Below are 14,088 nucleotides of genomic sequence, written 5' to 3' on the forward strand. Positions count from 1 at the left end.
ATAAAGTCATTTAAAGGAGATATTATGCAATACAAAACGCTTAAACCATTTCCAGATAACTTCTTTTGGGGAGCTTCAACGTCAGCTTATCAAGTTGAGGGAGCAGCTTTAGAAGACGGCAAAGGACCATCATGTCAAGATGTTAAGGAAATTCCAGAAGGGACTTCGGATTTATCTGTTTCAGTAGATCATTATCACCATTACAAGGAAGATATTGCTCTGATGGCAGAAATGGGCTTTAACTCATACCGCTTTTCCATCTCTTGGTCTCGTATTTTACCAGAAGGTACAGGGGCGGTAAATCCTCAAGGCATTGAGTTTTACAACAATCTGATTGATGAGTGCTTGAAATATCATATTGAACCAATCGTGACCATGTTCCACTTTGATATGCCGGCTAAATTAGATGAGCGTGGTTCCTGGTCTAATCGTGAGTCTATCGATTGGTTTGCGGATTTTGCTAAAGTGTTATTCAAAAACTTTGGAGATCGTGTCAAATACTGGCTTACCATCAATGAGCAAAACATGTTGACATTGGTTGGTCCTGTCATTGGTACCCTTCATGTGCCAGAAGGGACTGACAACTTGACGCGTGAAATTTACCAACAAAATCACCACCAATTGGTAGCCCAAGCCAAGGCTATGCAGCTCTGTCATGAGATGCTTCCAGAAGCCAAGATTGGTCCTGCTCCAAATATTTCTCTAGTCTATGCAGCATCTTCAAAACCAGAAGATGTTTTGGCATCACAGAACTTTAATGCCATCCGTAACTGGTTCTACCTAGATGCAGCGGTTTACGGTGTTTATAATCATTTAGTATGGTCATATTTGGAAGAAAATGATGTCGTGCCAGATGTAACAGCAGATGACCTAGCTATCATGAAAGCAGGGAAACCTGATTTTATTGGTTTTAATTATTACAATACTGCCACAGCAGCAGCGTCAGATGGTAGCGAAAGTGACTTCTCAACACATGCTGATCAACAATCTAAACAAGGTGTGGCTAATGTCTTTAGGACAGTAAACAATCCGAATCTTCCTAAGACAGAATTTGGCTGGGAAATTGATCCAGTGGGCTTTCGTGCAACAGTCCGCGAAATGTATAGCCGTTACCGTTTGCCATTATTGGTAACGGAAAATGGTCTGGGTGCCTATGATACTTTAACCGAAGATGGCAAAATCCATGACAGCTATCGTATCAAATACTTGCAGGATCACATCGAGCAAATACAACTTGCCATTACAGATGGTGTTGACATGATGGGTTACAACCCTTGGTCAGCGATTGATCTCATTTCAACGCATGAGGGGATTAAAAAACGTTATGGCTTTATCTATGTTGACCGTGACGATTTTGACCTCAAAACGCTCAAACGTTACCGCAAAGATTCTTTCTACTGGTACCAACGTGTTATTAAGACAAATGGTCAAGATTTGAGTGATCTGTAAGTGAGTTTAATCACATTATGAAAAAAGAGTGGGGCAGCCATCTGTAACTCAGTGAGTACGATGATTACCCACTTTTTAATATTGGCTTTTCCGCTTCTTGCTCCGAGGGTTTGACAAAACGACATTAGCTGTCCCAAAACGTTCAAAGACTATCTAGTAGAAGCATCCGTCCATCTTGTGATAGCAAAACAATTCTGACCATGAAATGACGGCATCCTTCTTTGGTCATTTGAAAGTGAGAATGCTTAGAGGCCTGTAACTTCTCACCAGTCTATGGATGAACCTGAGTATATAAGATTATAGCAACCATCAGCGAATAACATAAAACGATCTAGTCCTGCGAAGTCTAGTCTCTCCTTTTAAAAGGCAACCATTGAAAAGATGAGAGTTCTCATTTTCAAAATAGACTTGCCTGAAACAACAACAAGACGAAAATACTTCAAAAAAGTATGGCCATTAGACCATACTTTTTTGACTTATTTCCTGAACATTGAGTGGATATGCTAAATGTTCGTAAAAAGCTTAAGAAAATTGTCCAAAATGGAGTGTTTCTTAAACCTGAAAGGTTCTCACTTGAGAAGTATTGTTACCCTGTCTTAGTCACGTCCTTCAAAAACAGGAAGGCTGATGATTTCAATTTTGTAACCATCTGGATCTGTGATGAAGTAAAACATTGGTTTTTGATCTGGCAATCCTTTGATGTCTGTGATGGTGTAACCAGCTTCTTGATGAGCCTTATGAAGGCCTTCAATATCTTCAACACCAAGAGCAATATGACCATAGCCATCACCAAGTTCATAAGCAGCGTGGCCATAATTGTAGGTCAACTCGAGTTCGTATTCATAACCATCTGCACGTAGGTAAACAATGGTAAATTCTTGCTTTGGGAAGTCTAAACGACGATCTTCAGTCAATGACAAAGCGTCTGCGTAGAATTTTAAGGAAGCATCTAAATCTTTGACGCGAACACAGGTATGCAATGGTTTCATATTAGTCTCCTTTTTCGAAATGCTGACTATTTTTAATTCAATTATTATCTTATCAAAAAGGCTAGTCTTTTACTAATGATAATGTTTACGTTATGTCATTTACTAGTTGAAAGTGGAGATGACTGTGTGACGTTCTTTGCGTTGACGCGGGTGTTTAGGGTCTTCCAAGCGATAACCTAATGACATCATGCTTGCAATTCCTTCTTTGTTACTGTCAATCACACCGTATTCATCTAAGAGAGCATTAACTTTTTGATAAGGGAAGCCTTCAATGGGACAGGAATCAATGCCTAATAAAGCAGCAGAGGTCATCATATTTCCTAGAGCGATATAAGTTTGTTTTGCTGTCCAATCCCATAGACGGTCTTTGTTATCTGCGATTTCCATATCTGATTCTTGAAAGATTTGGTACTGCTTTAAGCGAGTTTTTATAGCTTCTGGTTCAGAAATACCACGGCGGACAAGGCTGTCATAGACCGACTCGCTATCGTAGCGGGCATTTTTCTCAGCGATTAAAAGAATAAAATGACTTGCTGTCTCTAACTGCGATTTAGCACCCCAAGAAACGGCTTTGATGGCCTCTTTAACGGCTGCATTTTCCAAAACGACAAAGCGCCAGCCTTCTAAACCAATGGAAGATGGGCTTAACCAAGCAGCATCTAAAATAGTGTCTAAATCCTCTTGAGGAATTTTTTTGTCTTGATAGACACGCATGGCGACACGTTTTTGATAAGCATCTTGAAGTTGTTGGCGAACGATTTGATTATCCATAATGTCTCCTTTTCTTTGGAAATATGATACCATTTTTTGGTGATGATGACGATGATTACCCCTTGAAAGTGTGTCTTAAAACGTGTTAAGATAGAGGTATTTAGGATAAAATTCACAGGAGGCATTATGGATCAGCATCAAAAAGCTAGGTCGTATTTATCAGAATCGATTTTATTTCTCATTTTCAGGGGGATTATTGTCGGGCTGTTGGCAGGATTTGTGGTGAGTAGTTTTAGATTACTTATTCAAGTAGTTTATGAAAAGGTTTTGCATTTATATGAACTCGCTCACGAACAAAGTATTTATTTAGCACTTATTCTTGGCTTATATGCCCTTATTGCTTTAATCGTAGGGAAATTGCTGCTATCAGAGCCACAAATTAAGGGATCCGGTATCCCTCAAGTTGAGGCTGAACTCAAAGGATTCATGCACTTGAATTGGTGGAGCGTACTCTGGAAAAAATTTGTAGCAGGTTTATTAGCTATTTCAAGTGGTATGCTTCTAGGTAGAGAAGGCCCTAGTATTCAACTGGGTGCTATGGTTGGTAAAGGCGTTGCAACCAAGTTTGGCTTAGCCTCTTTTGGAGAGAAAACCTTGATTGCTAGTGGTTCGGCAGCAGGGATTGCAGCAGCTTTTGGCGCACCGATTGCTGGGCTTCTTTTTGTCGTTGAAGAAGTTTATCATCATTTTTCACGAACGGTTTGGATTACGACTCTAACGGCCAGTCTGACAGCAGATCTGGTCTCCAAACAGTTCTTTGGGATGGCCCCTGTGCTTGATTTTGCTTCCCATTTAGCCCGCCTACCCTTAGAGGCTTATTGGTTGTATCTCATTATGGGTCTTGTTTTTGGCTTTTTGGCGTTTGGTTACGAAAAAGTGGTCTTGGTTGTTGGAGACTGCTACCAGAAACTAGGGAAAATACTTCATATCCAGCCAGCCTATTTTAGCATTGTTGCCCTCATTGCTATCATGCCCTTAACTTATTTTCTTCCCATCCTTTCTGGAGGAGGTCATGAAGTCATTGTCACCCTTCCTAAACTTAATCTAAGTTTTTGGGTCTTGTTAATGTGGCTAGTTATTCGTTTTGTTTACTGCATGATTTCTTATGGTAGTGGTGTTCCGGGTGGTATTTTTCTGCCCATCTTATCCCTTGGAGCCCTGTCAGGTGCGGCCTTTGGTGCCTTAGCTGTTCAACTTGGTTTGATTGATAACAGCATGTTTAGTATTTTTATTATCGCAGGGATGAGTGCCTACTTCGGCGCTGTTTCAAAAGCCCCACTGACCGCTATTGTCTTGGTTTGTGAAATGGTTGGAAATCTCTCGCAACTCATGCCTCTAGCCTTTGTTACCCTTGTGTCATATACCGTTATGGATCTGCTTAAAGGTGCCCCAGTCTATGAAGCCATGTTGGAAAAAATGTTTGCCAACAAGGAAGTCGACGTTTCTGAAAAACTCATGCTTCTGCAGTGGCCAGTATCAGATAAAATTGCTGGTAAACAAGTTCGCGAATTAGAGCTACCGCGACAAATTTTGATTACCAATCAAGTCGTCAATGGCAAAAATGAAGTCGTGTCTGGATCGTCTGTTTTGTATTTGGGGAATACTATCGATATCATCATCCGAGAGTCTGATCGTCATTTAGCTGAGAAATATTTACTCTAAGTTAGAAGACTGACGCATGAACGTAATGATTTTGAATATTTTCCACATCCATTGTAATGCTATTTGAGAAAGAAAAACTCTCAGAAAGGGTTATTTAGTCCCCTTTCTGGGAGTTTTTTTATGGATATGTTAGTCACGCATTGTCAATCTTGCTATTGATTAGAAGATTGGTCTATATTCTGAAATAACTAATGATAGATCGGTTGTTCTCTGCTATCATTGGCTGTCGGACTAGCCTTCAAAATAAAGTAGTTCTTTTGGTGTTTTGGTGAAGGTTTCAAAGCCATTTTTGGTGACATAGCCGCAATCTTCAATTCGAACACCAACCTTGCCAGGAATGTAGATACCTGGTTCTACGGAGAAACACATGCCTTCTTGGATTTCCATATCATTGCCTTCCATAATGGATGGGAATTCATGAACATCCATACCAAGCCCATGTCCAAGACGGTGGTTGAAGTATTCTCCGTAACCAGCTTTTTCAATGACCCGCCGTGCAGCAGCATCAACTTCAGCAGCAGTGACACCTGGTTTGATAAATTCTTGGGCAGTTAATTGAGCTTCTAGGCAGAGGTTATAAATATCTTTTTTGAATTGATCTGGCTGCCCAACGGCGACGGTTCTGGTCATATCACTAGTATAGCCAAGTGTTTCAACCCCCAAATCAAAGAGGAGTAGGGCATCATTTTCGATCTTGTTGACTCCCGGAATACCGTGAGGATTGGCAGCATTATCGCCAGTGAGTACCATGGTCTCAAAACTCATTTTGGAAATGCCCTGTTTTTTGAGTTCAAATTCAATCTGAGCGATGATATCAGTCTCTGTTTTATCGAGTGAAATGGTGTCAAAACCGATTTGCACAGCCTTATCAGCCCAGTCACCAGCAACCAACATCTTTTGGATTTCATCATCAGATTTAATTAATCGCATGTTTTGGATTAAAGGAGTCAAGTTGACAAAGGCACTTGTGAAGACAGCTTCTAAGCCTTTAAATTTAGTAACATTAAGGTTGTCGAATTCCACAGCCACTTTGGCAAAATCAGTTTGTGGCAAAACGGCTTTGATTTTATCCCATGGATTTTCAGCATCTTGATAGCCAACGACTGGAAAGTCGATGACGCTTTCAGCGCGTGCGGCGTCAAGCGCCGGTAAGAAAAGGAGAGGTTGCTTATCAGCCATCAAAAAGAGGAACATATAGCGTTCGTGGGGATCGCTAGCAAATCCTGTTAGGTAATTGATGGTAACAGGATCAGAAACAACAGCTGCTGGTACATCCTGTTTAAGTAAGTTCTCTAAAAGTAAATCAATTTTTGTCATGTCATCCCTTCTTTCTGTCTCTTATTTTTTCAGAAACTGCCTTAAAAATCAAGCTTTTACAGTCTTTTTCCTCAGATTCTCAAATAAATAAAAGAAAAAATAGCGTTAGACTTGAAAGTGTTTCCAAATCGTGATAGTATAGACTATGAAAGCGTGATTTTCAGGTAAAAAAATACAACGAAAGGAACATTCATATGAATACAGATGATACTATTACCATTTATGATGTCGCCAGAGAAGCAGGTGTATCAATGGCAACCGTTAGTCGTGTTGTCAATGGTAACAAAAATGTGAAAGAAAATACCCGTCAAAAGGTCCTAGAGGTTATCGATCGTTTAGACTACCGTCCTAATGCCGTAGCGCGTGGTCTTGCTAGCAAGAAAACGACGACAGTTGGAGTTGTTATTCCTAATATTTCTAATGCCTACTTTGCCCTTTTGGCTAAAGGTATCGATGATATCGCTGAAATGTACAAATACAACATTGTATTGGCTTCGAGTGATGAAGATGAAGATAAGGAAGTCAACGTGGTTAACACGCTATTTGCTAAGCAAGTTGACGGGATTATCTTCATGGGGCACCGGTTGACTGATAAGATTCGTGCTGAGTTTTCACGCTCACGCACTCCAGTCGTTCTTGCGGGAACAATTGATTTAGAGCATCAATTGCCAAGTGTTAATATTGATTACGAAAAAGCGGTTGAAGGTGTTGTTTCAGACCTAGCCAAACACCACAAAAAGATTGCATTCGTTTCAGGCCCTCTTCTTGATGACATCAATGGAAAAGTACGCCTTGCTGGCTATAAAGCTGGTTTACAATCGCATCAGCTTGACTATACAGAAGGTCTTGTTTTTGAAGCCAAATACCGTTATGAAGATGGTTTTGAACTAGCAGAACGTGTGATTAACTCAGGTGCAACAGCTGCCTATGTTGGCGAAGACGAACTTGCTGTTGGTCTTTTGAACGGTCTCTTTGCTGCTGGCAAACGTGTCCCAGAAGATTTCGAAATTATTACAAGTAATGATTCCGAAATTGTGAAATACACACGACCAAACTTGTCATCTATCAACCAGCCAATTTATGATTTAGGTGCGGTTGCTATGCGTATGTTGACTAAAATCATGAACAAAGAAGAATTAGAAGAAAAAGAAATTATTCTTAATCATGGTGTTACTAAGCGTGCATCTACAAAATAAGCAAGTGACATGACTTCTTAGTAGAGTCATGTTTTCTTATTTCTAAAAATAGTGGTAGAATAGACCAAATAATGAAAAGAGAGACAATCTATGACAAATGAAACCCTCATGCAGTATTTTGAATGGTACTTACCAGCAGACGGCCAGCATTGGCAACGCCTTATCGATGATGTTGATACCTTAAAACAACTCGGAGTCAATAAGGTTTGGATGCCACCGGCTTTTAAGGGAACAGGTTTTGAAGATGTTGGCTACGGCGTTTACGATCTCTTTGACTTAGGAGAATTTGACCAAAAAGGAACTGTTCCAACAAAGTATGGAACCAAGGAAGATTATCTGCGAGCAACCAAAGTGCTAAATGAGGCTGGCATCATGCCTATTGCTGATGTGGTTCTTAACCATAAGGCGAATGGTGATGATAAAGAACGTTTTAAGGTTTTGAAAATGAATCAGTCCAATCGTCAAGAACCTATATCAGAGCCTTATGATATTGAGGCTTGGACGCATTTTGCCTTCCCTGGCCGGCAAAAGCACTATGATGATTTTGAATGGCACTGGTATCACTTCTCAGGAACGGACTATGATGCGCTTCATAACGAAACTGGTCTATATATGGTCATGGGAGACAATAAGGGCTGGGCTGATCAAGACAGTGTTGATGAAGAAAATGGTAATTATGATTACCTTATGTTCAATGATGTCGATTTTAGGCATCCAGAGGTAGTGGCTAATCTACAAAAGTGGGTCGGTTGGTTTCTAGAAACAAGTCAGGTAGGAGGATTTCGATTAGACGCTGTTAAACATATTGATTCCGAATTCATGGCTAATTTTATCCGATATATCCGTGAGAATCACAAAGACAATCTTTATGTTTTTGGAGAGTACTGGAAGGATGACACTGAGGAAAATATCGACTATTTGGAAAATGTCGACTTGCAATTTGACCTGGTGGATGTTGTTTTACACATGAACCTCTATCAGGCCTCTCTAGATGGTCAGAACTTTGATTTAACAAGGATTTTAGACGGTAGCTTGATGCAAACTAGACCAGATTTTGCGGTTACTTTTGTGGACAATCATGACTCTCAAAGAGGTCAGTCTTTGGAGTCGACGGTGGAAGACTGGTTTAAACCCCTTGCTTACAGCCTGATTATGCTGCGCCAGCAAGGAAAACCTTGTCTTTTTTATGGGGATTACTATGGTATTGAGGGCGAGTTTGCTCAGGCTTCTTTCAAAGAAATCATTGACAAATTAGCCTACCTCAGACAAAAATATGTTTATGGCAGTCAAGTGGACTATTTTGATCATCCTAATTGTATCGGATGGGTCAATCAAGGTGATGAAAACCACCCCCACCCACTAGCAGTTGTCATGTCAAATGGTGATGCTGGTTGGAAAGACATGGAAATTGGCCAGCTACATGCTGGAAAAACCTTTATTGATTACCTAGGTCATTCAGAGGAAGAAGTGGTTATTGGTGATCAGGGTTGGGCAACATTTCCAGTTCAAGCTGGATCAGTCTCAGCATGGATCCAAAAAGGAGAATGACGCCAGTTTTTAGACAGGTTCAGATGGAAGAAACCGTTTATTTCGGATATTCACTTCCATCTTTTTTATTTTAGAAAATAAACTTCTTAGAAAGATGGTTTTATTGGCAATCATGTCTGGTCTCCTTCATTTCTTCATCGTTTAGGCGTTTTGTCTACAATACGAGTCAGTCCTTGGACTGATTTTTTGTTTTGTTAATGAAAATGTCCCCTGTTTGCGTTATAATAGGCCATATGAAAGTATTACTGTATTTAGAAGCGCCAGAACAATTGAGCAAATCAGGCATTGGTCGGGCTATCAAACATCAAAAAAAGGCTTTAGAGTTAGCAGGGATTGACTATACGACTGATCCCAATGATGACTATGATCTCGTCCATATCAATACTTACGGCCTCAAAAGTTGGCATCTTTTAAGGAAATCTCAAAAAGCGGGCAAACGTGTGATTATGCACGCGCATTCCACAAAAGAAGACTTTGAAAATTCATTTATTGGGTCAAATATGGCTGCGCCTCTTTTTAAAAAACATCTTATGCGCTTTTACCAAGCGGCGGATTATCTTATTACGCCAACAGCCTATTCTAAACAATTGATTCAATCCTACGGTATTACGACACCCATTTCAGCTATTTCCAATGGTATTGATTTGACACGTTATCAACAAAGTCATAGCAAGGAAGCTATTTTTAGGGCACATTTTAACCTTAAAAAAAGCGATAAAGTTGTCATTTCTGCTGGTCTCTTTTTTGAGCGTAAAGGAATTGATGACTTTGTCAAAGTCGCAAGACTCATGCCTCACGTCACTTTTATCTGGTTTGGCCATATTAACCATTATTTAATTCCAAGCCATATTAGACAGATTGTCGAAGGTGATCATCCAGATAATGTTATTTTCCCAGGCTACATTAAGGGAGATATCTATGAAGGTGCCATGACGGGAGCGGATGCCTTTTTCTTCCCAAGTCGTGAAGAAACCGAAGGTATCGTTGTCCTTGAAGCGCTAGCTAGTCGTCAACAGCTAGTTTTACGCGATATTCCGGTCTATGAAGGCTGGATTGATGAGCATTCTGCCTATTTAGCTAAAAATGTTGTTGGTTTTGTCTACGCTCTAGAAAAAGTTCTGGCTGGTAAAGAAAATAAAGTTGAGGCTGGTTACCAGGTTGCCGCAAGTAAGGATATCAAGTTGGTTGCAGAGCAATTAGCAGCCGTCTACCAAAAAGTATTGGAGCTCTAAAATGAGAGTTGGATTATTCACGGATACCTACTTCCCACAGATTTCAGGGGTAGCAACGAGTATCAAAACCTTAAAAACAGAGTTGGAAAAATTAGGGCATGAGGTTTTTATTTTTACAGCAGCAGAAAAAAACATTCGTATTGATGACGACCCCACCATTATTCGCTTACCAAGTGTTCCATTTGTAGCTTTTAGTGAGAGACGTGTCGTTTATTCTGGGTTGTCGTCAGCCTATAAGATTGCTAAGGAACATCATCTCGATATTATCCATACCCAAACGGAGTTTAGCGTTGGCATTTTTGGCTGGATGATTGGGAAAGAATTAGGGATTCCTGTTGTACACACCTACCACACCCACTATGAAGACTATGTGCATTATATTGCCAAAGGTCGATTGATTAGACCAGGTATGGTCAAGTATTTTGTGCGCAATTTTTTGAAAGATTGCGATGGTGTTATTTGCCCAAGTCGTATTGTCTTGAATATTTTGGATTCTTATAGGGTCAAAATCCCTAAAAGGATTATCCCGACTGGAATTGAGTTGGAGCAGTACAAGCGCCCTGAGATTCAAGAAGCAGATATTTTAGCTTTGCGGCAAGAATTGGGGATTGCTAGTGATGATACCATGCTGTTAAGTTTATCTCGCATTTCCTATGAAAAAAATATTCAAGCTGTTTTGCGTGCTCTTCCCGAGGTTATTGCAGAAAATCCCAAAGTTAAATGTGTGGTGGTTGGTAGTGGTCCTTACCTAGATGATTTAAAAGACTTAGTGGCTGCATTAGGGTTGGATGATCATGTCATTTTTACAGGGATGATAGCTCAGGAAATGACAGCTTATTACTATAAGGCAGCTGATTTTCTCGTATCTGCTTCAACCAGTGAAACACAAGGCTTGACCTATACTGAAAGTTTGGTTAGTGGGACGCCAATTATCGCACATAGTAACTCTTATTTAGAAGATTTGTTGGATTGTCCTATGTTTGGCTATCTCTATGATGATAGTGAGGGGATTACTCAGGCTATTTTAAATGCTATCGCTGATACGCCAAGAATGACAGAGGAATGTTTAACGCACAAACTTTATGAGATATCATCGGAGCGCTTTGCCTTATCGGTTTATGAACTCTACATTGATGCCATTATTTCGAAAGAGTATCAAGTGAGCACAAGTCCTTTTGCTTTGGACGGTAAGAAAAAATACACACATATTAAATTAATGAGAAATACCTTTGGAGTGCCGTCAACCCTTGTCCGAACAACAGCTCAAACCTCTGTTAGAGTATTAAAAACGCCAAAATTATTAGTTGATCGGATTAGAACGGTTTCGCTACGTGATAGGGACTCAGATGACTAGACAATAATCCAATATTTGACTTGACAATCTGTTGAATTATGATATTCTAAACCATAGAAGACACGTCTGTCAGTCGTCATTTTTGAGAGAGTATCCGGTTGGTGTGAGGATATAGATGGCCTGATGAGATACTACTTCTCATGATTTTATGCAAACATAAAAGGGTGGTTCCCTTATCGCCGTTAGAGTTCTGGGGTCTTTTTTGTCGTCCCTAGATAAACTAAGGTGGAACCACGTTACGACGTCCTTTTTGAGGGCGTCGTATTTTCTTTTCTCAATCTTCTTTTTTAAGAAGTTTGAGTCCTTCTTGAAAGTAGAAGAGAGTAAAATCAGAAGTGGTGTTTTGGACACCTGTCTAATAATCTAGCAAGACTAAAGATCTTGTTTACTAAACGAAACAAAAGGAGATTCTTATGATTAAGATTACTTTTCCAGATGGTGCCATTCGTGAGTATGAATCTGGTGTATCGACAGTTGATATTGCTGAATCTATCAGTAAATCTTTAGCTAAAAAAGCCTTGGCTGGTAAATTCAATGGTCAATTATTGGATACTGTTCGTCCGCTTACAGAGGACGGCTCACTTGAAATTGTCACCCCAGACCATGACGATGCCTATGATGTCCTCCGTCACTCAGCGGCTCACTTGTTTGCCCAAGCAGCGAAACGCCTTTTCCCTAAGCTCCACTTAGGTGTTGGACCTGCCATCCAAGACGGTTTTTACTACGATACTGATAATGCTGACGGACAAATCTCTAATGAGGACCTTCCTCGTATCGAAGAAGAAATGCAAAAAATTGTTCGCGAAAACTTCCCATGTATTCGTGAAGAAATTTCAAAAGAAGCTGCACTTGAACTGTTTAAAGATGACCCTTACAAAGTTGAATTGATTAGCGAACATGCTGACGATGCTGCTGGTTTGACCATCTATCGTCAGGGAGAATTCGTTGACCTTTGCCGTGGTCCTCACGTTCCTTCAACTGGTCATATCAAAGTGTTCAAATTGCTCAATGTAGCTGGGGCATACTGGCGTGGAAATTCTGACAACAACATGATGCAACGTGTTTACGGAACAGCTTGGTTTGACAAAAAAGACCTTAAAAACTATCTCAAAATGCGCGAAGAAGCCAAAGAACGTGATCATCGTAAACTTGGTAAAGAACTTGATCTTTTCATGATTTCACAAGAAGTTGGACAAGGTTTCCCATTCTGGTTACCAGACGGTGCTACTATCCGCCGTACTTTGGAACGCTATATTACCGACAAAGAGTTGGCTTCAGGCTACCAACACGTTTATACCCCACCTCTTGCTTCAGTAGAATTGTACAAAACGTCAGGTCACTGGGACCACTATCAAGACGATATGTTCCCAACGATGGACATGGGTGATGGTGAAGAAATCGTTCTTCGTCCAATGAACTGTCCGCACCACATTCAAGTTTATAAAAACCATGTGCGTTCTTACCGTGAATTACCAGTACGTATTGCCGAACTTGGTATGATGCACCGTTATGAAAAATCAGGAGCCCTTACTGGACTTCAGCGTGTGCGTGAAATGACGTTGAATGACGGTCATATCTTCGTAACTCCAGAGCAAATTCAAGAAGAATTCCAAAAAGCCCTTCAATTGATTATTGATGTCTACGAGGATTTCAACTTAACTGACTATCGTTTCCGCTTGTCCTATCGTGATCCTGAAGACAAGGAAAAATACTATGACAATGATGACATGTGGGAAAATGCACAGAGCATGCTCAAAGCGGCACTCGATGAAATGGAATTGGATTACTTTGAGGCAGAAGGCGAAGCAGCCTTCTACGGTCCGAAACTTGATATTCAGGTAAAAACAGCCCTCGGTAATGAAGAGACCTTGTCAACCATCCAACTTGACTTCCTACTTCCTGAACGTTTTAATCTTTCTTACGTTGGTGCTGATGGAGAAGAACACCGTCCAGTCATGATTCACCGTGGTATCATTTCAACGATGGAACGCTTCACGGCTATTTTGATTGAAACTTATAAAGGAGCCTTCCCAACATGGCTTGCACCACATCAAGTAACCGTTATTCCAATCTCAAATGAAGCGCATGTAGACTACGCTTGGGAAGTGGCTAAAAAACTTCGAGACCTTGGTATTCGTGCAGATGTTGATGAGCGTAATGAAAAAATGCAATACAAGATTCGTCAAAGCCAAACGAGCAAAATCCCTTATCAATTAATTGTTGGGGATAAAGAGATGGAAGATAAGTCAGTTAACGTTCGTCGCTATGGTAAGAAAGCAACCGAAACGGTATCCATTGAAAGCTTTATCGAAGCTATCCAAGCAGACATTGCTCGTAAATCAAGACCAGCTGAAGAAGCAGCTCAATAATAGGTTTCATCTTCAGATGACTTTCAAGGACTAGATGATTAGTCTAAGTATTTGGTTTGAGTTAGAGATTGATACAGTTTAGCATTTAGCAAAGTAGACGATATTGACAAGAAACGGTCCTAAAGCAGCTGCTAAAGGTCTTATAATTATCGTTAACTAGACCAGGTGAGATCTTTTGGGCAGACCGTTCCCTTTATGTCA

10 protein-coding genes are annotated in these 14,088 nt (G+C 40.3%); 7 read left to right on the forward strand and 3 right to left on the reverse strand.

Going from position 1 to position 14,088, the window contains the following annotated elements; genetic code table 11:
- Nucleotides 1-24 precede the first annotated feature (24 nt).
- Complete coding sequence (locus A2G56_RS00575) at nucleotides 25-1,449, forward strand: glycoside hydrolase family 1 protein (RefSeq protein WP_062707571.1); 1,425 nt, start codon at nucleotides 25-27, stop codon at nucleotides 1,447-1,449.
- A gap of 596 nt (nucleotides 1,450-2,045) precedes the next feature.
- On the opposite strand, the gene gloA is transcribed toward A2G56_RS00575, so the two are convergent.
- A complete protein-coding gene (gene gloA, locus A2G56_RS00580) occupies nucleotides 2,046-2,438 on the reverse strand; it encodes a lactoylglutathione lyase (RefSeq protein ID WP_062707574.1) in 393 nt (130 codons plus the stop codon).
- 102 nt (nucleotides 2,439-2,540) lie between these two features.
- On the reverse strand, nucleotides 2,541-3,209 hold the full coding sequence (locus A2G56_RS00585) for an NAD(P)H-dependent oxidoreductase (protein ID WP_062707576.1): 669 nt from the start codon (nucleotides 3,207-3,209) through the stop codon (nucleotides 2,541-2,543).
- 126 nt (nucleotides 3,210-3,335) lie between these two features.
- On the opposite strand from A2G56_RS00585, the gene A2G56_RS00590 reads away from it, so the two are divergent.
- Nucleotides 3,336-4,871, forward strand: coding sequence for a ClC family H(+)/Cl(-) exchange transporter (locus A2G56_RS00590; RefSeq protein WP_062707579.1), 1,536 nt, complete (start codon nucleotides 3,336-3,338; stop codon nucleotides 4,869-4,871).
- A 231-nt stretch (nucleotides 4,872-5,102) separates the two neighbouring features.
- On the opposite strand, the gene A2G56_RS00595 is transcribed toward A2G56_RS00590, so the two are convergent.
- Nucleotides 5,103-6,188, reverse strand: coding sequence for a M24 family metallopeptidase (locus A2G56_RS00595; protein ID WP_062707581.1), 1,086 nt, complete (start codon nucleotides 6,186-6,188; stop codon nucleotides 5,103-5,105).
- 194 nt (nucleotides 6,189-6,382) lie between these two features.
- Between A2G56_RS00595 and ccpA the strand changes: the two genes are divergently transcribed.
- From ccpA to thrS, 5 genes are all read left to right on the forward strand, one after another.
- On the forward strand, nucleotides 6,383-7,384 hold the full coding sequence (gene ccpA, locus A2G56_RS00600; RefSeq protein ID WP_062707584.1) for a catabolite control protein A: 1,002 nt from the start codon (nucleotides 6,383-6,385) through the stop codon (nucleotides 7,382-7,384).
- 90 nt (nucleotides 7,385-7,474) lie between these two features.
- Nucleotides 7,475-8,932, forward strand: coding sequence for an alpha-amylase (locus tag A2G56_RS00605; RefSeq protein WP_062707587.1), 1,458 nt, complete (start codon nucleotides 7,475-7,477; stop codon nucleotides 8,930-8,932).
- A gap of 233 nt (nucleotides 8,933-9,165) precedes the next feature.
- Complete coding sequence (locus A2G56_RS00610; RefSeq protein ID WP_062707591.1) at nucleotides 9,166-10,164, forward strand: LTA glycolipid anchor biosynthesis glycosyltransferase, IagA/BgsA family; 999 nt, start codon at nucleotides 9,166-9,168, stop codon at nucleotides 10,162-10,164.
- 1 nt (nucleotide 10,165) lies between these two features.
- Entirely contained in the window at nucleotides 10,166-11,518 is a 1,353-nt protein-coding gene (locus A2G56_RS00615; RefSeq protein WP_062707594.1) for a glycosyltransferase family 4 protein, read from the forward strand.
- 413 nt (nucleotides 11,519-11,931) lie between these two features.
- Nucleotides 11,932-13,887 carry a threonine--tRNA ligase gene (thrS, locus tag A2G56_RS00620; protein ID WP_062707597.1) on the forward strand — a complete coding sequence of 652 codons (1,956 nt, stop codon included), beginning with the start codon at nucleotides 11,932-11,934 and terminating at the stop codon, nucleotides 13,885-13,887.
- The last annotated feature ends 201 nt before the right edge of the window (nucleotides 13,888-14,088 follow it).

Source organism: Streptococcus halotolerans (genome assembly GCF_001598035.1).
Taxonomy (GTDB): Bacteria; Bacillota; Bacilli; order Lactobacillales; family Streptococcaceae; genus Streptococcus; species Streptococcus halotolerans.

Excerpts from the sequence above, each read along its gene's own strand:
- A2G56_RS00605 (WP_062707587.1), top strand. The coding sequence starts at position 7,475 with ATGACAAATGAAACCCTCATGCAGTATTTTGAATGGTACTTACCAGCA.
- A2G56_RS00585 (WP_062707576.1), bottom strand. The coding sequence starts at position 3,209 with ATGGATAATCAAATCGTTCGCCAACAACTTCAAGATGCTTATCAAAAA.
- thrS (WP_062707597.1), top strand. The coding sequence starts at position 11,932 with ATGATTAAGATTACTTTTCCAGATGGTGCCATTCGTGAGTATGAATCT.
- A2G56_RS00595 (WP_062707581.1), bottom strand. The coding sequence starts at position 6,188 with ATGACAAAAATTGATTTACTTTTAGAGAACTTACTTAAACAGGATGTA.
- A2G56_RS00590 (WP_062707579.1), top strand. The coding sequence starts at position 3,336 with ATGGATCAGCATCAAAAAGCTAGGTCGTATTTATCAGAATCGATTTTA.
- gloA (WP_062707574.1), bottom strand. The coding sequence starts at position 2,438 with ATGAAACCATTGCATACCTGTGTTCGCGTCAAAGATTTAGATGCTTCC.
- ccpA (WP_062707584.1), top strand. The coding sequence starts at position 6,383 with ATGAATACAGATGATACTATTACCATTTATGATGTCGCCAGAGAAGCA.
- A2G56_RS00575 (WP_062707571.1), top strand. The coding sequence starts at position 25 with ATGCAATACAAAACGCTTAAACCATTTCCAGATAACTTCTTTTGGGGA.
- A2G56_RS00610 (WP_062707591.1), top strand. The coding sequence starts at position 9,166 with ATGAAAGTATTACTGTATTTAGAAGCGCCAGAACAATTGAGCAAATCA.
- A2G56_RS00615 (WP_062707594.1), top strand. The coding sequence starts at position 10,166 with ATGAGAGTTGGATTATTCACGGATACCTACTTCCCACAGATTTCAGGG.